Annotated in this window: 21 protein-coding genes; 10 read left to right on the top strand and 11 right to left on the bottom strand. The window is 68.5% G+C overall.

Features of this window, described 5'->3' with window-relative positions; genetic code table 11:
* The first annotated feature begins 58 nt into the window (after positions 1-58).
* A complete protein-coding gene (locus HOV77_RS09675) occupies positions 59-568 on the top strand; it encodes a hypothetical protein (RefSeq protein WP_290860448.1) in 510 nt (169 codons plus the stop codon).
* Here HOV77_RS09675 and HOV77_RS09670 read toward each other — a convergent pair.
* Genes HOV77_RS09670 through HOV77_RS09640 form a run of 7 tightly spaced genes read right to left on the bottom strand, consistent with a single transcriptional unit; the run spans position 546 to position 8,356 of the window.
* Positions 546-1,136, bottom strand: a complete 591-nt coding sequence (locus tag HOV77_RS09670) for a hypothetical protein (RefSeq protein WP_290860446.1) — start codon at positions 1,134-1,136, stop codon at positions 546-548. The genes HOV77_RS09675 and HOV77_RS09670 overlap by 23 nt on opposite strands.
* A 19-nt stretch (positions 1,137-1,155) precedes the next feature.
* A complete protein-coding gene (locus HOV77_RS09665; RefSeq protein ID WP_290860444.1) occupies positions 1,156-2,307 on the bottom strand; it encodes a M23 family metallopeptidase in 1,152 nt (383 codons plus the stop codon).
* A complete protein-coding gene (locus tag HOV77_RS09660) occupies positions 2,304-2,846 on the bottom strand; it encodes a hypothetical protein (protein WP_290860442.1) in 543 nt (180 codons plus the stop codon). Before HOV77_RS09660 ends, HOV77_RS09665 begins: the two co-directional genes overlap by 4 nt.
* A gap of 2 nt (positions 2,847-2,848) precedes the next feature.
* The gene (locus HOV77_RS09655) at positions 2,849-4,666 is read right to left on the bottom strand and encodes an MFS transporter (RefSeq protein WP_290860440.1); all 1,818 of its coding nucleotides are present in this window, start codon (positions 4,664-4,666) and stop codon (positions 2,849-2,851) included.
* A 4-nt stretch (positions 4,667-4,670) separates the two neighbouring features.
* Positions 4,671-7,796, bottom strand: coding sequence for an ATP-binding protein (locus HOV77_RS09650; protein WP_290860617.1), 3,126 nt, complete (start codon positions 7,794-7,796; stop codon positions 4,671-4,673).
* Positions 7,709-8,071 (bottom strand): hypothetical protein, encoded by a 363-nt coding sequence (locus HOV77_RS09645; RefSeq protein ID WP_290860438.1) that lies wholly within the window; start codon positions 8,069-8,071, stop codon positions 7,709-7,711. Before HOV77_RS09645 ends, HOV77_RS09650 begins: the two co-directional genes overlap by 88 nt.
* A gap of 9 nt (positions 8,072-8,080) precedes the next feature.
* Positions 8,081-8,356 carry a hypothetical protein gene (locus tag HOV77_RS09640; RefSeq protein WP_253763765.1) on the bottom strand — a complete coding sequence of 92 codons (276 nt, stop codon included), beginning with the start codon at positions 8,354-8,356 and terminating at the stop codon, positions 8,081-8,083.
* Between the two features lie 298 nt (positions 8,357-8,654).
* On the opposite strand from HOV77_RS09640, the gene folP reads away from it, so the two are divergent.
* The 6 genes from folP (at position 8,655) to HOV77_RS09610 (ending at position 13,725) form a co-directional block, all read left to right on the top strand.
* Positions 8,655-9,470: a dihydropteroate synthase gene (folP, locus tag HOV77_RS09635; RefSeq protein WP_290860613.1), complete on the top strand. Its 816-nt coding sequence runs from the start codon at positions 8,655-8,657 to the stop codon at positions 9,468-9,470.
* Positions 9,467-9,826: a dihydroneopterin aldolase gene (gene folB / locus HOV77_RS09630; RefSeq protein WP_290860436.1), complete on the top strand. Its 360-nt coding sequence runs from the start codon at positions 9,467-9,469 to the stop codon at positions 9,824-9,826. The genes folP and folB overlap by 4 nt, the downstream gene beginning before the upstream one ends.
* Positions 9,823-10,344, top strand: coding sequence for a 2-amino-4-hydroxy-6-hydroxymethyldihydropteridine diphosphokinase (folK, locus tag HOV77_RS09625; protein WP_290860434.1), 522 nt, complete (start codon positions 9,823-9,825; stop codon positions 10,342-10,344). The genes folB and folK overlap by 4 nt, the downstream gene beginning before the upstream one ends.
* A gap of 18 nt (positions 10,345-10,362) precedes the next feature.
* Positions 10,363-10,890, top strand: a complete 528-nt coding sequence (locus tag HOV77_RS09620) for a DUF3180 domain-containing protein (protein ID WP_290860432.1) — start codon at positions 10,363-10,365, stop codon at positions 10,888-10,890.
* A gap of 218 nt (positions 10,891-11,108) precedes the next feature.
* Complete coding sequence (locus HOV77_RS09615) at positions 11,109-12,407, top strand: ABC transporter permease (RefSeq protein ID WP_290860430.1); 1,299 nt, start codon at positions 11,109-11,111, stop codon at positions 12,405-12,407.
* A 169-nt stretch (positions 12,408-12,576) separates the two neighbouring features.
* Positions 12,577-13,725: an NADH-quinone oxidoreductase subunit D gene (locus tag HOV77_RS09610; RefSeq protein WP_290860428.1), complete on the top strand. Its 1,149-nt coding sequence runs from the start codon at positions 12,577-12,579 to the stop codon at positions 13,723-13,725.
* 71 nt (positions 13,726-13,796) lie between these two features.
* Here the strand turns inward: HOV77_RS09610 and HOV77_RS09605 are convergent, their stop codons facing one another.
* From HOV77_RS09605 to HOV77_RS09590, 4 genes are all read right to left on the bottom strand, one after another.
* Positions 13,797-15,011, bottom strand: coding sequence for a hypothetical protein (locus HOV77_RS09605; protein WP_290860426.1), 1,215 nt, complete (start codon positions 15,009-15,011; stop codon positions 13,797-13,799).
* A gap of 76 nt (positions 15,012-15,087) precedes the next feature.
* Entirely contained in the window at positions 15,088-15,372 is a 285-nt protein-coding gene (locus tag HOV77_RS09600; protein ID WP_290860424.1) for a hypothetical protein, read from the bottom strand.
* Positions 15,342-16,271 carry an SAM-dependent methyltransferase gene (locus HOV77_RS09595; RefSeq protein ID WP_290860611.1) on the bottom strand — a complete coding sequence of 310 codons (930 nt, stop codon included), beginning with the start codon at positions 16,269-16,271 and terminating at the stop codon, positions 15,342-15,344. Before HOV77_RS09595 ends, HOV77_RS09600 begins: the two co-directional genes overlap by 31 nt.
* Positions 16,272-16,309: 38 nt before the next feature.
* Complete coding sequence (locus tag HOV77_RS09590; RefSeq protein ID WP_290860422.1) at positions 16,310-17,284, bottom strand: aldo/keto reductase; 975 nt, start codon at positions 17,282-17,284, stop codon at positions 16,310-16,312.
* Positions 17,285-17,323: 39 nt separating this feature from the next.
* Between HOV77_RS09590 and mqnC the strand changes: the two genes are divergently transcribed.
* Genes mqnC through HOV77_RS09575 form a run of 3 tightly spaced genes read left to right on the top strand, consistent with a single transcriptional unit; the run spans position 17,324 to position 20,061 of the window.
* Positions 17,324-18,514 carry a cyclic dehypoxanthinyl futalosine synthase gene (mqnC, locus tag HOV77_RS09585; RefSeq protein ID WP_290860420.1) on the top strand — a complete coding sequence of 397 codons (1,191 nt, stop codon included), beginning with the start codon at positions 17,324-17,326 and terminating at the stop codon, positions 18,512-18,514.
* A gap of 57 nt (positions 18,515-18,571) precedes the next feature.
* Positions 18,572-19,333 carry a hypothetical protein gene (locus tag HOV77_RS09580; protein ID WP_290860418.1) on the top strand — a complete coding sequence of 254 codons (762 nt, stop codon included), beginning with the start codon at positions 18,572-18,574 and terminating at the stop codon, positions 19,331-19,333.
* A gap of 35 nt (positions 19,334-19,368) precedes the next feature.
* The gene (locus tag HOV77_RS09575; RefSeq protein ID WP_290860416.1) at positions 19,369-20,061 is read left to right on the top strand and encodes a demethylmenaquinone methyltransferase; all 693 of its coding nucleotides are present in this window, start codon (positions 19,369-19,371) and stop codon (positions 20,059-20,061) included.
* The last annotated feature ends 37 nt before the right edge of the window (positions 20,062-20,098 follow it).

Raw genomic sequence — 20,098 nt, 5'->3', positions numbered from 1 at the left:
CGCAGCGGTCATCGGTGAGGAGGTCGCTGCAGACGCCGTCAACGGATACCCTGTGGACGTGGCGATGGGAAAGCTAAAGAAGGCGGTACTTATTGGAGTCATTGCGGTCGGCATCGGTGGAGTTGGCGCCGGAATCGTGGGCCTGCGAGCGTACGACGAGGCAACGAGGATCGACCGCAGCCACCCCGACGTTGTGATCGGCGAGTTCGTCGATGCATACCTGCACAAGCGGGACGATGCCGCAGCATCGCTTTACACATGTGGCAGACGGGCAGATTTGCACGAATTTTCCAAGTTGCGGGACAGGATCAAGTCAGAGGAAGTCGAAAAGGGAACCACGATTCAGGTGGTCCTTGGCCGGTCTCAGACGTCCCAAGGTGGCTCTCATGTAGCGACGGAGCTTCAACTCCGAGTCGGGAATGGGTCGCTTGTGGTAAATCGTCTTCAATACTGGGATTTCGTCATGGTCGAGGAGGATGGCTGGCGCGTCTGCGGCGCAGAGCAGCTCCCGGACCCGTCCCCAACCCCGAGCAACGCTCCTACCGCTACTCCACCCACAGCAGGCTGAGATACACCGATCGAGTGGGCGGGACTAGACCCGTTGCCGCCCACCGATACCAGTCACCTTCGGCTGCGACGCGTACCTGGGGCTGAGATTTTCCCGCATATGACTCGGTCACGGCACGCAGCCCGCGTTCGGCGGTGAAGTCATCGGAACGTTCGGGCATCGCGACGAGGCGTCGGCCGGTGAGGTAGGGAACGTCTTCGGCACGGATGGCTCGGCGTACGGGTGGCTCGTCGAGGCTGACCGGTCCCTGTTTCTTCGGATCGGCGCTGTCATCGCCGATGGTTTCCACCCAGACTCGCTCGGCTGGGATCAGGGGCGCGAAGACTTCGATCCGGTCCTGCTCAGCCCGATACCAGTCGGCCTCCGGCATCACGGGCACGAGGCTTCGAGACTCTTGGCGTACCAGTGAATCTGCGCGGAGATCGGCGCGCCACCCGTGACCTGGCAGACCCACGATGACGCGCTTCCCGCGAAGCGTGCCCGTGTACTTCATGGCCGGGACCGGCACGATGGGTGAGGGCCAACGGTAGAGCTCGTTGGCCCAGCTGGCGAAGTCCGCTTCGGTCATGGGGTGTAACTCCGCTTGGCTAGGGTGCTTCTCCGAGGGGCGCGCCGCGGGCGGCCATGAACGGCACGGGATTGACCCCGCCGGCGAACGACCGGTCGCCGTTGAGGTGCGTTTCGAAATGCAGGTGTGGTCCAGATGAGTGCCCAGACGTCCCTACGAGGCCGATGATCTGACCAGCTGACACGCGATCGCCGACTGAGACGAACGGTCGCTGGACCATGTGGCAGTAGCGGGTGATGATCTGGTCGGCGTGCAGGATGTCGACGAACCAGCCACAGCCTGGAGTGCTCGGCGAGCCGTCGTGATCGCAATTGCCGACGTCGCACTTGCTCACGATGACCACGCCAGCGGATGCCGCGCGGATCCGCGTGTAACGAGAGGCGCCGAGGTCGACGCCGTTGTGGGTGGGCCGGTCCGCGGTGCGGAAGCCGGAGACGATGCCAGCCTTGACCGGCACGGTCCAGCCGGAGGCCGCGATCTCCCCAGGCCCGGCGCACTTCAGATCCGCGGCGGCTGCGGCCGCGAGGCCGGCGCCGTCAGCCAGCGTGTTGACGATCGTCGTCGCGAGCGGCTCGTGCTTCGCATAAGCATCTGGGTACGCGGAGCGCTGAACGGCTTGGGCAGCGACCGTCAACGGAATCGTCGCCCAGTCCGCCACCTTCAGAAGTTTCTGATAGAACTTCTTCGACGCGTACCGGGGATCCATGATCTGTTCCGGCGTTCCCCAACCCTGGCTCGGTCGCTGCTGGAACAGGCCCAAGGAGTCGTGGTCATTGCGTTCGCCCAGGAAACCGTGGTTGGTCAGGCTGCTTTCCTGCATGGCGGTCGCGACCGCGATGATCCAACCTCGTGGTGGGATCTTCATTTCGTGGCCGACATTGATGATGATGGCCGCGTTGCGGATCTGCTCTTCGCCATAGGGTCCGATCCGCGGCATTTCCTTGTTGGGATCGATGACCCCCTTCTGGCCGCAGGTGAAGGCGTTGTCGCCGACGTTGGTGCCGCCGAGTTGGTCGAGGGTGAACGCGCCCAGACCGCCACCGCAGCAGAGCAGCGCGAGGGTCGCGACTAAGGCGATCCAGAGAGCGGGGCGCGGCCGGCGTCGGCGGCCGCGTAGCGCTTCGTGCTCCTCGGCTTCCATCACCACGGGGTCCGGGTCGTCGGCGCTCATGTCCGCTCCCAGTCGACGCCGTCGACGAACCAGTGACCGCTAGGCCCGACCAGTCGGAGCACGAGACGCCCGCTGTCGAGCGGAATGCTGGCCTGAGCTGCGGACTCGGAGTAGACGACGAGTGTTACGGCACCGGTGACTTTGCTGGCCGGTACGCTGCTCGGCTCCACGTCCTTGAGCTGATCGATGAGCTGCTGGGTGCAGTGCGGACGTAACGCGTCGAGCCACTTGTCCGAAGTACGGCTGCGCTCCAGCCAGCTGGCGGCGAAGGCGGAAGCGACCTGAGCCGGAGACGCTGCACCCTTGGCGACGCTCGGGCTGACCGTCGGCATCGCCGACACCACACCGTCGTCCGGGCCGTAGCTCTTCGTGGTTGTTATCTCGAGGCCGCTCTGGCCAACCGAATCCGGCGACCAGCCTGTGTTCGACGCCTTGTCACCGAACAGGCGTGCGGCACCCACCAAGATGAGCACGATTGCGGCGAGAACCAGGGCGACACCGACTCGAGAGCGAAGGATTCCCGTGAGCACCGCGCGCATGATTATCTCGCCTCTGCTCTCACCACCGGCCTGGCGGAGCTCGGCTCCGACGCGGATTCCCGCGCGGCGTCAGGCCGATAGAGGGCTTGAGCCGGTGCGGCCTCGGGAATGTTCGGATCGGACCAGCGGCGCTGCTCCGGCAGGGCCTCGCTGCGAACGAGTTCGCGCCGAATGGTCTCCGTGACCACAGGTCGGTTCTCGGCGGGCGAATCGGGGCGCGTCTCCGGCCTCCCGGCGATCGCGACGGCGGCACCAGCCGCAGCTCCGCCAGCAGCAGTTGCCGCTGCGGTCGCTGCCGCCGGACGAACCAATGCGCGAGCCCAGCCGTTCGACGGGGTGTTGCCACCGAGCTGGGTCACTCGTCGGTACGGGCGGAGCAGGATCCACGCCACGATGCCACAGAGCAGCATGAGGACGACCTGGAGCCAGCCGGGGAGGCTGGGCGTGCTCATGATCAAATCTACTGCGGACAGGTAGACGGCTGCTCCTGTTCCGAAGATCGCAATGTTGAAGACCGCTGCAAGGACCGAGCCGGCGAGCCGACGGAGGCCTGCGCTGGCTGGGCGGAGAAGGCCGACTGTTCCGAGAGCGGGGGCGGCGATCACCGCCCACCGGAAGATCAAAAATCCGAGCAGGACCAGGATGGACGCGACGATGTCGAAGATTGCGAAGGAGATAGCCGAGAGGATCGCGACGAAGCCGGCGCCGATTCGCTCCATGCCCTTCGTGCCGCGGAGGTACTCGTAGGCGTCCGGGTCCTCGGTTCGGATCTGTTCCGCGACCTTCATCCAGTTCTGCTGTTTTACGCGAATGATGCGTTCGCGCTCGCTTTGGCGCGCCACAGGGTCGGGCATTGCTGCCAAGCGATCGAGGTCAGTCCAACTCAGCGACTTTGCCTCGTAGAGCGGCGGCCCATACTTCCGAGCTGTTTCGCTATCAGCCGACCCGAGTGCGCCCCGAACCCAGTTCTTGTACAGGAGCGATTCAACGACCGTGTCGCCGGACCTGACCGCTGGCGGTCGGTTGTCGAGGCATCCACTATCGTCTTCCGGGCAGCCATGGGCAGGTCCTACCGCCTGATGGACGGTACTCAGGGTGGTTGTCAGCGCGTCGTCCGCCAAATGAGCAGACCGTATTGGCCAGGCGGCAATGGCAGTTACCGCCACCATGACGAAGATCGCCCAGCCGGCGGTCGTCATCGCGCCTGACATGTTGGCGTTCCGGGAGCGCCAGATCAGGTAGAGACCCACCACGCCAAGGGTGATGATTCCGAATACGGTAAAGACCTTTGAATATATTGCCTGCGTAGCATTAGTGACCAGTGGATCTGCCCAACCCCACATCTGGCCCGGATCCCAAGCGCGCTCTCGAAGAGCATTGGATGCTCCCACCACACCACTAGCGAGCATGAACTCGCCATTTGCGACGGTGTTCTCGAACTTGTAATCGGGGTGCATCAGTGTCTGCGCGCACCCGATGTCGTAAGTGGTGTAGTCGTATCCGGCATAACCGAAGTTCGAGTATTTTCCCCCTACGCTGTCCTTGAAGCTCCAGGTGGGTTTGCTGAGGAACCAACCCGCCATCCCGTTGTCCGGTGCTTCCGGCGTTGGAGCCTGAAGACACTGCGCCCGAGAAGCCGCAACATCCTGAAGCCGGTCGACGCAGGTCTGCAGGGGGTATTTCTGCCATTCCTCCAAGGAGCAGGCAGGTTCACCAGGAGCGGCCGCGACCGTGGGAGCGGCCGCGACAGCGGGCGTACCGAAGAGCGTGCCGATCCCGAGAACCAGGGTGGCGAGCACCCCGTAGACGAGTCGCCGCATGGGGTCACCCCGCCTGGGTCGGCGCGGCGGCGGGGTCGCCGAGTGGCGTGGTGTCGAGTGCACTGAGCAGCCCCTCCACGTAGGAGACGTCCACACGTATCTTCTGCACTCGTCCGTCCACGTCTCGGACAACGAATTCGCGATAGCCAAGGCGCGCGGAGGATGCGCCGTCAGCTGCGGATAGTCCGGCGAGGACCGCCTCGTAGCCGACGTCGGTGGGTACGCGCAGCAGCCGCAGCGCTTCGGAGGCGATCTCGGTGTCTTCGGCGATGCGGCCGACGAAGACGGTGGAGACGAGGTTCTGGACGTCCAGCCCGAGGATGTCTTTGGGGTTCTGGGAGGCGACCAGGGCGGCGAGGTTCCACTTTCGGGAGTCGCGGGCGAGGCGTACGAGGAAGGAGCGGCCGGACCGCCAGCCTTCCATGAAGTGCGCCTCGTCCAGGCCGACGAGTTTGCGCTGGTGCATGTCGCCGGAGTAGCAGCGGCGTACGGCGAGGCGGTGCGCGGTGTGCAGCATCGGGAGGGCCAGCGCTTCTTCGGCTGACCAGTATTCGCGTTCGATCTTGAGGTCGGGTAGCCGCAGACCGGCCATCGTGATGACGGTGAGGGCTGCATCGGAGCCGAGCAGGCCGGGCGGGGGCGCGCCGAAGAACAGCAGCGCCAGGGGCATTTCGGCGGTGTCGAGGAGCAGGTTCGCCAGTTCGCGGCCTTCGCCGCCGTCCAGGCCACGGAGGCATTCGACGACGTCGTCGAGGGTGGAGCTCTCCTCGGCCGGGATGGTACGCACAGCGTGCCGCAGCAGCGTGGCGGTCGAGGCCTCCCGGGCGACCTGGGGCGGGACCAGCATCGAGGCGATGTCCTGGACGAGCATGCGGCGTTCGGCGCGGGCGTTGGACACGGCGATGTCGAACTCGCGGTCGCCGTCCAGGCCGGCCGGGAACTCGTCGCGCGAGGGCGTCGGGATCAGCGCGTACGGGGCGAGGGTGCCCTGTTCCGAACCGGTCAGGTTGATGACCCGGGAGTACGGGCGCAGTTCCGGCATCGCAGTGAGCCGGGCGAGCGGACCGCTGGGGTCGAGCAGCGTCACGCGTACGCCTCGACGCGCCGCCAAGTAGCCCAGCGCACCGAGCAGGGTGGACTTGCCACCACCAGGTTCGGCGACGAACACGCCGAGGCCGGAACGTTCGCGTACCTCCATCGGGAAGTGCAGGTCGAGGAAGACCGGTCGCCGGGAGGTGCCCGCCGTACGCCCGATGAGGTCGCCGCGGTGGTCGCCGACGGTGGACGCCGCCTGCGGCAGCGCTGCCGCGAGCAGCTTGACCGGCATCCGGCGCAGGTAGCCGGAGTTGGCGATGGGCTCACCGGGGATGAACTCACGGACGAGCTGTTCCTGCTGCTTGGGATGCTGCAGGGCGATGCGCATCTCGCGGCTGTAGAGCTGGGTGACTCGGCGTACGCGCTCCAGGCATTCCTCGCGGGAGGAGCCGGCCACGGCGAGGCGGTGCCAGCCGTGGGCGCGGGCGGAGTCGACGGGCAGCCCGGTCGTCATCTCGTCGCCGATGACCAGGGCCCGCTTCGCGAGCCGTTCCAGCTCCGGCGGGGCGTCCATGCCGTGCTCGAGGTAGTCCAGCTGCTGCGAGCGGATCATCCGCAGGCGCTGCTCGAGGTTCCGGAAGCTGTCGGACTGGCCGAGGATGTCGATCCGGCTGGAGATCTCCATCGGGTACGGCAGCCGCTCGTGGAAGTGCAGCCACGGTTCGTGCCGTTCGGGGATGTCCAGCGGTTCCATGCGGCCGACGGTGAGCACGGCGACGTGCTTCTCCTCGCCGGTGAGCCGGTTGACGAGCTTGACACTCGATCCGTACGGCGCACGGTAGCGCTCGATCTCCTCGGTGAGGGCGAGCAGGTCACCGGTGTCCCACTGGCCGTGGCCGACGGCGCCGATGTGAGTCGGCGGGTCCATGCACAGGGCGACCGAACGGTAGAGCAGCCACTCCAGCTCCTCCGCGGTGGCTCGGCGGCCGCGCATGCCGAACGCGCCGAGAACCTCGTCGAACTGCTCGACACTACGCTCCAGTTTGGACCGTTCGGACAGCGTGCTGCCCTTGCCGAACGCGCGCAGCAACCGCCCGGAGAACGAGTCGCCGAGGCTGCGGCGGGCGAAGGTCACGCCCAGGTAAGTGCGCCCCTCGGCGTGGTTCGAGCCCACGAGATGCTTCTGTGCCGACACGAGGTGGTCGCCCCACGACGGCGCGCCGGCCACCGGGGCCAGCGGGCGTGGCGTCAGCCGGTCGATCTGGCGGGCCCACTCGGCTGCCGGGAACGGCCGCGAGGTTCGGCGGATGTGCAGGCGGAAGCCCGCGAGGCCGGCGTACTGCTCCGCGATCGCGTCGATCAGCGCCTCGCGCTCCGGGTCCGGCCGGAAAGCCCACCTCACCTCGGGTACCCAGTACCACGCTGTCACCGCGTGCTGGGTGAAGGTCAGGTGTCCCGCTATTTCGGTCAGCGCGAGCTCTACTGCGGCGCTTCGGACCTTCTCTGACTTGGGGCGCGGTGCTTGGGTCCCGCTCGGCCGTTTCTTCGGCGGAGGCGTGGGTTCTGACCTGCGTTCGTGCGCTCCGCCGCGCTTGGGTCCTTGCTTCTTTTTAGCCTCCGCCGAAGAAACGGCCGTTCGTGCCTCTCGCGGCTCGTTCCTCGTCGGTTGCTCACGCTCTAGAGCTTTCGGTGATACGCCCAACGGGGTGGCCTGAGTTGGTGGGCGGCCTGGGGGGTTGGACGTCATCGGAAGAGTTGACGGAGTTGGGGCGGCCGGCGTGGAGGCCGGGGGCGCTGAGACGGGGCGCTTGGGCGGACCTGGGGGGAGTTCGCTGCGGCGGAGGACGGAGACTGCGGCTGGGCTCGGCGCGTCTGGGTCGAAGAGGTTCAAGAACGGCGACTCGACGTCACTGGCAGGCCGGGGGGTGGGGGTGGTCTTGCCGGGATCGTTTGCAGGCTCTTCCACGATCTCTCCGGAGAGGACGGTGTCGTCGAGCTCGTCGGTGGTCACGTGATCGACCTCCGGACGACGATGCGGCGGGCGACGATCCGCGGCTCGGTGTGCTCGTGCGCGGCCTCGCGGGATCGCCGCCAGTCGGTGAGCGCGGTTCGGATGACCAGGCGAGCCGGCCGGTCCGGGTCGACGTGGCGGAAGATGTAGGACGTCGTGACCATGGCCAAGGCGATCTCCCACGCCGGGAAGGCGTCGATCGACTGGGTCAGCAGGAAATGCAGACCCATGTAGAGGGGGACCAGCAGGACGAACAGGCCGTATTGCGCGTAGGGCAGCTGAACCGGGAGGGTGTAGCCGGGCGGTCCGAGGTAGACCAGGCGGGCCCGGTAGATGTCATCGTCGGTACGCAGCCTCATCGTGCCCGGTCACCCGAAGATGAGGTTGACGAGGTATTCGCCGAAGAAGAAGAAGGCGCCGGCGCCGGCGATGAACAACAGGCCGACGATCGCGATCGCCGAGCTCGTCATCACCTTCGACATCTCGCCCTTGCCGGCCCGGCCGATGAAGATCACGCCGAGTGCTGCCAGCAGGATGGGCACGATGTTCTTGACGAAGAACCCGAGGACCTTGTCGGTGTTGACACCCTGGCCGCCGGGGCTCGGCGACGGAGCCAGCTCCATCATGGAGCTGACGTGCTGCATCGCCGCGTGGGCGAGCCCTGTGGCGATCATGGTGCGTCCCTCCCCGATGCGAGGTCACTGGCCGGTCGGTTCAGCTTTTCAGCCTTCGACCGGTTGAGCACGGACCCTGTGTGCGGGGACCGGCGTGTCTCGCAATTTTGTCCATTTTTGCACCTCACCGCGAGGTTCAATAGGGAAGCGTACGGGGCTCCCCGGTCGCTTACAAGCGTGTGCCCGGCACTCGCCGTGGCCAGTTCGAACGCCCGAGTAGGGTGATGTCGTGCTGCCGATCGACCGCAGATGGTCACCGCCCGTGGTCATGGGCGTCCTCAACGTGACGCCCGATTCCTTTTCGGATGGCGGTCGCTACGAAAGTTTGGCCGCCGCTGTCGAACACGGATCGTCTCTTGTTCGTGACGGTGCGCAGATCATTGATGTAGGTGGAGAGTCGACTCGGCCGGGCGCGGCCCGAGTCGATGCAGAGACCGAAATCAATAGAGTCGTTCCCGTAATCCGCTCACTTTCGGCACAGAATGTGCCAACGAGCATCGACACCACCCGGGCCGCCGTCGCGGCGGCGGCGTTGTCCGCCGGAGCGAGCGTCGTCAACGACGTCTCCGGCGGTCTGGCCGACCCGGCGATGGCGAAGGTGATCGCCGATGCGGGCTGCCCATACGTGATCATGCACTGGCGCGGGCACTCCGACCGGATGCAGGACCTCGCGGTCTACTCCGATGTGGTCGCCGAGGTACGCGCGGAGCTGCGCGAGCGCGTCGACGAGGCGCTCGCGGCCGGCGTACGCCCGGAGCAGATCATCCTCGATCCCGGGCTCGGCTTCGCCAAACGCCCCGCGCACAACTGGGCGCTGACCAGGGGACTGCCGCAGCTGCTGGAACTGGGGTTCCCGGTGCTCTTCGGGGCCAGCCGGAAGAGCTACCTCGGCGCACTGCTCGCCGCTCCGGACGGCACTCCGCGGCCGACCGACGATCGGGAGGCGGCCACCCTCGCCACCAGCGTGCTCGCCGTCGCCGCCGGGGCGTGGGGCGTACGCGTCCACGAAGTGCGCGCGACGGTCGACGCGCTCGCGGTCTGGCGCGCGTCGGGGGAACCTCGGCTGACCTGGAGCGCCTCGTGATCGAACTGACCGGACTACGGGTCTTCGGCCGTCATGGAGTCTTCGACTTCGAGCGTGAGCAGGGTCAGGAGTTCGTCGTCGACGTACGCCTGGAGCTCGACCTGAGCAAGGCGGCCGCCAGTGACGACGTGGCCGACACCGTCCACTATGGCGAGCTGGCCGACGCGCTCGTGGCGGTCGTCGGCGGCGAGCCGGTGAACTTGATCGAGACCCTGGCCAGCCGATTGCTCGAGGTATGCCTGGCCGACGAGCGGGTCGCGGCGGCCACCGTCACCGTGCACAAGCCGCAGGCGCCGATTCCGCACGCGTTCGCCGACGTCAGCGTCACCATGAGCGGACGGCGTACCGAGAAGTGATCACCGTCGTGCTGAGCCTGGGCAGCAACCTGGGCGATCGGGAAGAACACCTCCGCCAGGCCGTACGCGGTCTCGGCGACAGCCTGCTGCTGGTCAGCGGGGTCTACGAGACGCCGCCCTGGGGCGACGCCGACCAGCCCGCGTACTTCAACGCCGTGGCGCTCGTCGGGGAAGAAGGCCGCGGCGTCAACGAGTGGCTGACCGTGGCGCAGCAGCTGGAGCGGGATGCCCATCGGCAACGTGACCCAAGCCGTCGCTTCGGTCCGCGTACCCTTGATGTCGATTTGATCACCGCGACCACCGCGGCGGGCGAGCCGATCGTCAGCGACCGGCCGGAGCTGACGCTGCCCCACCCGCGTGCCCACCTGCGGGCCTTCGTGCTGCGGCCGTGGCTGGAGATCCAGCCGTACGCGAGCCTGCCCGGCCACGGCTGGGTCTACGACCTGATTCGCACCGAGCCGGTGGCGTCCGACGTGTTGACGATGACGGCCCGTCCGGAGATCTCGCTAGAGTCGTAGCGGACGGAAGGGGGCGGCATGACCGAGCCGAAGCCATCGCTGCGGCCGACCAACCCGGCGACGCTCGTCGTGGCGGGACTGGTCGCGGCCGCGGTGACCTGGTTTCTGACGAGCAACTGGTACGAGCAGTTCGCGCGGGACGTTCCCTGGGTTTCGGCGGTCACGCTCGCGGGTCTCGCCCTGTTCGAGGCCGTGCTGGCGAACAACACGAAGGCCCGCATCGCGCGCAAGGAGGGGCGTCCGCCCGTGGAGCCGCTCGCGGTCGCCCGATATGTGGTGCTGGCCAAGGCGTCGTCGCTGGCCGGATCGATCTTCGCGGGTGTCATGGGCGGTTTGGTGCTCGTGTTCATCATGAAGAACGAGCTGGCCCACTCGCAGCACAACCTGCCCCCCGCGATCGGGGCGTTCGTCGCCTCGCTGATGCTGGTCGCGGCGGCCCTGTGGCTGGAGCACTCGTGCCGGGTTCCGAAGCAGCCCGACGACAAAGACGAGCGCAATGGGGAGAACGGCCGCAACGACGAGTCCACCCGGCGGCCGTCCGCCTGATCCGCCTTTCGGGTCCGGCGCGCGAGCCGCTCGGGGTATGGCGGCGCAGCGCTGGCTGTGATTCTTTTCGTCGGCCCTTCGTCCTCACTCCCGGCTCGAGCGTTCAGGCCGACGCCCTTCGATCGGGAATCGGACCCGCTCCAGGGGCTTTTGCGAACGCCGCTCACCCGGTAGGTTCGCAGCCTGTGGCGGCCCGCACTCCACGGCCGCCTGCGGCCATGACGGCCGCTCGACGGCTGCCCCCGCGGCCGGACCCGATGGAGGCGGCCCCGATGCCCTACGACGACGGCGATCAAACGCGATTTCGCGGCGAACCGGGTTTTCGCGAGGAGCCCGACTTTCGCACGTCGACGTCGACGGGGTCGATTCCGCCGGTCCGCGCTTCCTCGGGTCCGCTGGAGGACATCTTCGAGGACCCGGCGCACGGCGATCCGGGCCGGGATCGCATGGCGGTGCATTTCGCCTGGGAAGCGATCCTGCTCATCGCGGCGGGCGTCCTCGGCTTTCTTCTCTACAGCCAGCACAAGTCGGCGGTGACCGGGCAGAACCTGCGGGAGCTGGTCGTCTACGCGGCCGCCCTCGGCCTGCTGGCGTTCGGAGCCGCCGCCTCTCTCCGCGCGGCCGCGCCCAACCTGGCCATCGGGCCGGTAGCAGTCGCGGCGGCCATGTCGTTCGCGGAGAACGGCGACGCCGGCGTGAGCGCGGCCGGACCCAAGATCGTCGGGCTGGCCGCGCTGGTCGGGCTGGTCATCGCGGTCCTCGTCGTCGGCTTCCAGGTGCCCGGGTGGGCGGCCAGTCTCGCCGGTGCGCTGGTGGTGGTCGTCTGGATTCAGAAGCACGCCGGGCCGGTGACGGTCGCGGGCGAGTTCGATCCGACCGACCGCTCCTGGTACTACTTCGGCGGCTTCGCGGCGGCGTCGATCCTGGGCGCGGCCTTGTGCTCGATCCGGCCGTTACGCCGGGGAGTGGGCCGTTTTCGTCCGGTCGGCGACCCGGCTGCCCGTCGTGGGTTCTTCGCCGCGCTGGTCACCGGGGTCGCAATCGTCAGTTCGACGGTGCTGGCCGCGGTCGGCGGCATCCTCATGGCCGGGCTGAACACCAGCGTCCGCCCGGACCTCGGGTTCGACTGGACCGGCCTCGCGATCGGCGTCGCCCTGGTCGGCGGGGTCAGCGCCTTCGGCCGCCGCGGCGGCGTCTTCGGCACCGTCCTCGCGACCGTCGTCGTCACCCTCGTCATTCGGTTCGGCGAGGCCGGTGACTGGCGGCTCTCGCCGTACGCCGTCGCCGCGGTGACCATCGCAGCCGGGCTGGTCGTGACCCGCCTCGTCGAGACCTTCGGCAAGCCGTTGCTCACCCCGGATGAGGAGTCCTGGACCTCCGAGGCCACCTCGACCTGGTCCGGCGGGACCGGCTGGGGTGGCTCCGACACCGGGTCGTGGTCGTCGTCGCTGCCCACGCAGCCCACGGTCACCCGGCCCGACCCCTGGCAGGACGACCGGTGGGGCGCGGGGCGCTGACCCACCTGCCGCTTTGCGCGCGCTGTTCGCGCTTTGCGCGCGCCTTTCCGCGTCGGGTGGTACGCCACGCACGTGATCATGGTGGCGTAACGTCGGTGGCGTACCACCCGTGGCGAGAATCGGGCCGCCGTCACGAGGTGAGGCGAACAGTGGTGAGTAGGCTCAGCGCATGACGGAGTCGGGCCTGCGCGAGCTGACGGTCGGCACGGGGACCGGGATCGAGACCGAGGACATGATCCTCAACATCGGCCCGCAGCATCCTTCGACGCACGGTGTGCTTCGGCTGAAGCTCACGTTGGACGGCGAGCGCGTGGTCACCGCCGAACCGATCATCGGCTACATGCATCGCGGGGCCGAGAAGCTGTTCGAGGTACGCGACTACCGGCAGATCATCGTGCTGGCCAACCGGCACGACTGGCTGAGTGCGTTCTCCAATGAGCTCGGTGTCGTGCTGGCGGTCGAACGCCTGATGGGCATCGAGGTGCCGGAGCGGGCGATCTGGCTGCGTATGGTGCTGGCCGAGCTCAACCGGGTGCTCAGTCACCTCATGTTCCTGGGGTCGTATCCGCTGGAACTCGGCGCGATCAGTCCGGTGTTCTACGCCTTCCGGGAGCGGGAGGTCCTCCAGACCGTCATGGAAGAGGTCTCCGGCGGTCGCATGCACTACATGTTCAACCGGGTCGGCGGCGTGAAGGAAGAGGTGCCGGCGGGCTGGACCCGGCGCGCCCGGCAGGCGATCGACGACGTACGCAGTCGCATGCCCGATCTCGACGGGCTGATCCGGAAGAACGAGATCTTCATGGCGCGTACGGTCGGCGTGGGAGTGCTGAGCGCCGAGCAGGCGGCGGCGTACGGGGCTTCCGGTCCGGTCGGCCGGGCCAGCGGACTGGACTTCGACCTGCGCCGGGACGACCCCTATCTCGCGTACGACCAGCTCGAAGTGCCCGTCGTGACGCGTACGGCGGGGGACTGTCACGCCCGGTTCGAAGTGCTCCTGGACCAGGTGTACGTCTCGCTCGATCTCGCCGAACAGTGCCTGGAGCGGCTCGACCGCACGTCCGGCCCGGTGAACGTCCGGCTCCCCAAAGTGGTCAAGGCCCCCGAGGGCCACACGTACGCCTGGACGGAGAACCCGCTCGGCGTCAACGGCTACTACCTGGTGTCGCGCGGGGAGAAGACCCCGTGGCGCATGAAGCTGCGGACCGCCTCGTTCGCCAACGTCCAAGCCTTGTCGACGCTGCTGCCCGGCTGCCTGATCCCGGACCTGGTCGCGATCCTCGGCTCGATGTTCTTCGTCGTCGGCGACGTCGACAAGTAACGCGGCCTCGACCCGTCCGGCGACCTCGACAAGCGAGGCGCCCCGACAGGCGTGGCGCGCGAGCCAGTGACTCAGTAGTCGTCGGCGTACCGGCGTCGCCGGGGTTCCTGCTCCCGCGGCGGCCACTGGTTCAGCCACTCCGACACGGAGGGTTCGTCGTTCTGCGCCGGGAGCGCCCGGGGACTGCGCTGCTGGTCGGTCCACCGGTCGCCGTCCCACGAGACGGAGTCGTGACGGCCCGCGCGGGGTTCGTCCCGGCGTACCGGGTCGTCGCGGCGCACCGCGGCCCAGCGGTCCTCGATGCGCAGCTCGGAGCCGTTCTCGTCGGAGTGCATCGAGGCTCGGCGTTCGCCCATACGCAGTTCGGCGCCCCGGTCGTCGTTGCGGACCGCCGCCCACCGGTCCCCGGCGCGTACGCCCTGCCAGTCGGGCTCGACGGGAGTGGGCTCCGAGCGCCGGCTCCACCGGTCCCGGGGATTGTCCTCATGCGACAGCAGTGGTTCGCGAGGTGGCGCCGCCTGCTGCGTCTGTTCGGCGAGCCGTTTGCGCAGCTGCTGCTCGGTCCACGACTCCTGGTACTCGTCGCCGTACGCCGGGCGCGCCGGTTGGGCCGGATACGCCGGTTGCGCGTACCCGGGCCAGCGGTCCTCATCCTCGGCGCGGCGGCGGCCACCGGATCGGCCGGCCACGGGAGCGTTGTCGGACCAGCCCTGCGAAGGCGGGGGAGTGGCGCGTCCGGTGTGAGCCGGCTCGTCGACGTGCGGGTCGACGATGGTGGACCGGGTGGTGACCTGCACCGTCTCGGTATGCCGGACGACACCCGCCGGAACCGAGCCGCTCACCGTGCCGGGCCGGGGCGAGGTCGGGTGCGGTGACGGCGGCTGGGCGTTGCCCCGGGCCAGCTCACCGCGCAGCGCCTCGACCTGCGTACGCATCTGGTCGACGGCCTCCTGGAGCTGCTGGAACCGCTCCGAGAAGGCACGATGCGTCGCCCGGGCGGCGGTCGTGATGTCGTTGCGGGCGTCTTCACGCACGACGTCGATCTCGTCGTAGATCGTGTCCTCGAGCTCGACCTTCAGCGAGTCCGGTGCGGGTCGCAGCACGATCGCGAGTCCGATCAGGACGACGGAGAGCAGCGCGAGGCCGATCGCTGCCCGCAGCGATCGGTCGCCACTGCCGACAAGCAGGGCCAAGGCGGCGAGCGGCGCGACTCCCACGCCGGCCCAGAGCAGGCCGGTGGGCAGCTTGCCGTTCTGCCGTTCGGGGGACTCGGAGGAGGCCGGCATGGCTGGTCAGCCTACCGATGTGTGCGGCGTATGTCACTGCTGGACCAGCGCGTCGCCGCCCGGAATCCGGTGTTTGTCAGCCTTCGGGGGACATCAGATAGTCGATGAACCGGGCGCGGATGAGCGGCTCCAGATCGCCGTAGTCGTGCCCCTTCAGCTCGCGCCACATGTTGTAGTAGTCGTCGATCTGCGGGCCGATGTCGCCCAGCGAGTCGTCGCCCTGCTCCGCGTCGCCGGCCGACGGGAGGTGCTGCGCGAGGTCCATGAAGAAGCCGAGGTCGCGCCGCTCCCGGGCCTGCGCGAACGCCTGGTCGCGCAACTCTTCGGTGCTCAGCGCGTCCAACTCTGCGAAAGTCGCCATGGCGTCCACTCTATGGTCACCGTCCGCACCGCCCACCAGTGATCTCCCAAACCATCCTCGGCCAGCAACTCCGCGGCCTGGCTCGCGCGGCTCAACGCCCGCACGTAACCCGCCGGATCCGTGGTGGCCAGCTCCAGAGGTGGCCGGGCACCGTCGACACCAAGCGCCGCCAGGGCCTCCCGCTGCTTCAGCACGGGTACGCCGAGAGCATCGACCGCCACATGTGCGGTGATGTCGGTGCTCCCGTCGAACCGAGGCTCGACTTCGCGGCCGTCCCGGAAGCCGGTGAGCGTCGGCCGCCGGTCGGCCATGGTGTGGCCATAGTCGACGGCGACCGCGAGTCCGGCGGTCACCCGCCCGACGGCGTCGGCCCAGGCCTGAACCCGGGGCAGGCCGATCTCGGCGACGTCACCCGGTACGCGCAACGGCCACCAGCGCTCGACCCAGTGAGCGTCTGCCGAATCGAGTGGCTCGCCGAGTTCACCGTCATCCAAGAGGTATCGCGCGACTCCATCCTGATCGAGGACGGCCACGTCGAGCGGCACGTTGTCGAGCCACTCCGTCGCGATGAGCAGCCCGGCGAACTCGTCCGGCAGGTCGGCGCGCCACTCGATGCCGGGATCGAGGCCGTCCGGGCGTTCGGCCCGCTCGACGGCGACGGGGCGTACGCGGGAGTCCCGGCCGAGCAGCGTGAACACCTGGGAGAGCAACTCGCCCCGGCCGGCTCCGACGTCGACGACGGTGAGGACGTCGGGGTGCCCGAGCGCCTTGTCCACTCCGGCCACGAGCTGCGCGATCGCGGTGGCGAACACCGGTGAGGCGCTCACGCTGGTGCGGAAGTGATCGGCCGGGCGCTCGCGCCGGAAGAACCCGTCGTCGCCGTAGAGGGCAGCGGCCATCGCTTCCCGGAGGTGAACCGCCGGCTCAGCCACGGCGGCTACCGGCCGACAGTCAGGGTGCCCGCCGTGATCTCGTCCAGCCGGGCCAGCGTCGCCGGGTCGGGGATCCACGCACCCGCCTGTGCGTTCGCGCGTACCTGTTGGGGAGAAGTCGCACCGGCGATCACCGTGACCACGCCCGGCTTGGCCGCGAGTCCGCCGATGGCGATCTCGAGCATCGACACGCCCGTCTCGTCCGCGTACGCCTGAAGCGCCTCCACGGTGTCCCAGTCCGCGGCCTTGAGCCAAGACGCGTAGCGCTCGTCGGCCATCCGCGTGCCCGGCGGCGGCGCTTGATCGCGGTGGTAGACCCCGGTGAGCAGGCCGGATTGCAGCGGGAAGAACGGGATGAAGCCGACGCCGGCCTTCTCGCAGGCGGGCAGCAGCTCGGTCTCGGGCTTGCGGGAGAGCCAGTTGTACTGCTGCTGCGTGCTGATGAACGGGGTCAGCCCGGCGGTCTTCGCGGTCCACGCCGCGTCGGTGACCTGCCACCCGGCGAACTGCGACGAGCCGATGTACCGGACTTTGCCCTGGTGGACCAGGTCGTCGAGGGCGCGGAGGGTCTCCTCGATCGGCGTGGCCGGGTCGGGGTAGTGGAACTGGTAGAGGTCGAGGTAGTCGGTCTGAAGCCGGCGCAGCGAGTCCTCGACCGCCTTCATGATGTAGCGCCGGGAGCCGCGCGCACCGTCGGCCGAACGCGGATCGCCCGCGGCGGCACCCATGTCCATGCCGAACTTGCTGGCCAGCACGACGCTGTCGCGACGGCCCTTGAGCGCCTCGCCGAGGAACATCTCGCAGGTGCCGCGCGGGGTGCCGTAGACGTCGGCCGCGTCGAAGAAGGTCACCCCGGCGTCGATCGCGGCGTCGACGACTGCCGTGGTCTCCTCGGCGTTGAGTTTGCGGCCGAAGTTGTTGCACCCCAGCCCGACCACCGAGACGACCAGTCCGGAGTCGCCCAAGCGGCGGTAACGCATGGCAGCCATGATCGAAAACCTACCTGTAGTCTTCGGGATGTGACGAGCGTTCCCCAGATCGACAGCATTCTGCAGCGCGCGGCCGACGGTGGTCGGATCAGTCCGGAGGAGGCCCTGCTCCTCTATACCGATGCGCCGTTGCACCCGCTGGGCGAGGCCGCGGACGCCGTACGTCGCCGGAGATACCCCGATGGCATTGTGACCTACCTCATCGACCGGAACATCAATTACACGAACGTCTGCGTGACGGCGTGCAAGTTCTGCGCCTTCTATCGTGCGCCCAAGCACGCCGAGGGCTGGTCGCACCCGATGGAGGAGATCCTGCGCCGCTGCGGCGAGGCGGTCGACCTCGGCGCGACCCAGGTCATGCTCCAGGGCGGGCACCACCCGGACTACGGCGTCGAGTACTACGAGGAGCTGTTCTCCTCGGTGAAGCAGGCGTACCCGCAGCTGGCGATCCACTCGATCGGCCCGAGCGAGATCCTGCACATGGCCAAGGTCAGCGGAGTCTCGATCGAGGACGCGGTGGTCCGGATCAAGGCCGCCGGGCTGGACTCCATCGCCGGTGCGGGCGCAGAGATGCTGCCCGACCGGCCGCGGACGGCGATCGCGCCGCTCAAGGAGTCGGGCGCGCGCTGGCTGGAGGTCATGGAGGTCGCGCACGGGCACGGTGTCGAGTCGACGGCGACCATGATGATGGGCACCGGCGAGACGAACGCCGAGCGGATCGAGCACATGCGGATGATCCGCGACGTGCAGGACCGCACCGGCGGCTTCCGGGCCTTCATCCCGTGGACCTACCAGCCGGAGAACAACCACCTCAAGGGGCGTACGCAGGCCACCACCCTGGAGTACTTGCGGCTCATCGCGGTGGCCCGGCTGTTCTTCGACAACGTGAACCACCTGCAGGCGTCCTGGCTGACCACCGGCAAGGACGCGGGCCAGCTGGCGCTGCACATGGGCGTGGACGACCTGGGCTCGATCATGCTCGAGGAGAACGTGATCTCCTCAGCCGGCGCTCGGCACCGCTCCAACCTGCAGGAGCTGATCTGGATGATCCGGACGGCCGGTCGCATCCCGGCCCAGCGGGACACCCTCTACAACCACCTCCGCGTGCACTGGACGCCGGCCGACGACCCGACCGACGACCGGGTCACCTCGCACTTCTCCTCGATCGCCCTGCCCGGTGGTGGCGTCGGCAAGGCGTTGCCGCTGGTGGAGGCGCACTGATCCGGGCTCTTGGGGGCCGGGTGATACTGTCCGTCTTCACCTTTCAGGGAGCGGACGATGTGGATGCGTAGAGTGCTGGCCGCCGTCGCGGTCGCGCTCGTCGCCGGGCTGGCGACCGGGGCTGCGACGGCGTACGCCGCGCCGACGACGGCCGACCTGGCCGTGGCCGCCGCCGGGGTCACCGGACGGGTCGGGCAGGCGGTCGACGTCCGCTACACCGTCCGCAACAACGGCCCGAACGGCGTGCTCAGCTACACCGTCGACCTGGCCGCGCCGCCCGGTACGCGCATCGTCAGCACCGGTGGTGGCCTTTGCCAACCGGCCACCGGTACGCACGTGAAGTGCACCTACGGCGCTCTGGCATCCGGAGCTCGGCGGCAGCTGACCCTGCGTCTGCGGATCGACAGCGCACCCACCAGCTGTGGCGCGCTGTCGGTCGGGTACGCCGACGACCCGCGCCCCGGCAACAACCGGGCCGGCATCCGGGTAGTGGTCGACGGCCAGCCGCGCAACTGCTCCGGCACCGTCACCTCGCCTACGCCGAAGCCGACGAAGTCCAGGGTGTCACCGACACCCACGGACGAGCCGACCGTGGACGTCACCGGGGCCGCTGACGAGACGACCGGCACGGAGGACTCCCCACAGCCGCAGACGCTGCCGCAGGACACCGTCGACGGTGGGCTCGGCCTCGGTTCCTTCCTGGTCATCGGCGGCGGGGCGGTGCTCGTCTCGCTGGGCGGCGTCCTGCTGTGGTGGATGCTGCGCAAGGACCCGGGCGACGACGACCCCGACGACGCGACCGGCCCGATCTACCGCTGATCGCGGCGGCGTACCGCCTGCGTAGAGTGGTGGGCGTGACCCGCGCAGACCTGGACAAGGACCGGCACGAGATCGCCGAGATGTTCGACGGCGTGGCCGATCGTTACGACCGCACCAACACGATCCTCTCCTTCGGACAGGACCGTTCGTGGCGGAAGGCGACGGCGGCGGCGCTCGATCTCCGGCCCGGTGAACGGGTTCTCGACCTCGGCGCGGGTACCGGAATCTCCACGGTGGACCTCGGCCGGTCCGGGGCGTACGCGGTCGGGGCGGACATCTCGCTGGGCATGCTCGGCGTCGGCCGGCGAGTACGCCCCCAGGTGCCCTTGGTCGCCGGGGACGCCCTGGCGCTGCCGTTCGCCGACGCCTCGTTCGACGCGGTGACCATCTCGTTCGCCCTGCGCAACGTCAGTGACACCGGTGCCGCCCTGCGCGAGATGGCCCGCGTGACCAAGCCGGGCGGCCGGCTCGTGGTGTGTGAGTTCTCCCACCCCACCGTGCCGGTGTTCCGCACCGTGTACCTGTCCTATCTGATGCGTAGCCTGCCCGCGGTCGCCCGGAAGGTCGCGTCCAATCCGGACGCCTATGTGTACCTGGCGGAGTCCATCCGGGCCTGGCACAACCAGTCGAGCCTCGCCGGGGTGATCGCCGAGAGCGGGTGGACGAAGGTCGGCTGGCGCAACCTGACCGGGGGCATTGCCTCACTGCATCGAGCCATCCGCGTCTGACCTGGCCTTACACCCGTTGGAGGGGTGTGGGCGTACT

Source organism: Hamadaea sp. (assembly GCF_013362815.1).
Classification (GTDB): Bacteria; Actinomycetota; Actinomycetes; order Mycobacteriales; family Micromonosporaceae; genus Hamadaea.
The sequence above is the reverse complement of the archived record's forward strand: the minus strand, read 5'-3'. Positions and strand labels throughout refer to the sequence as shown.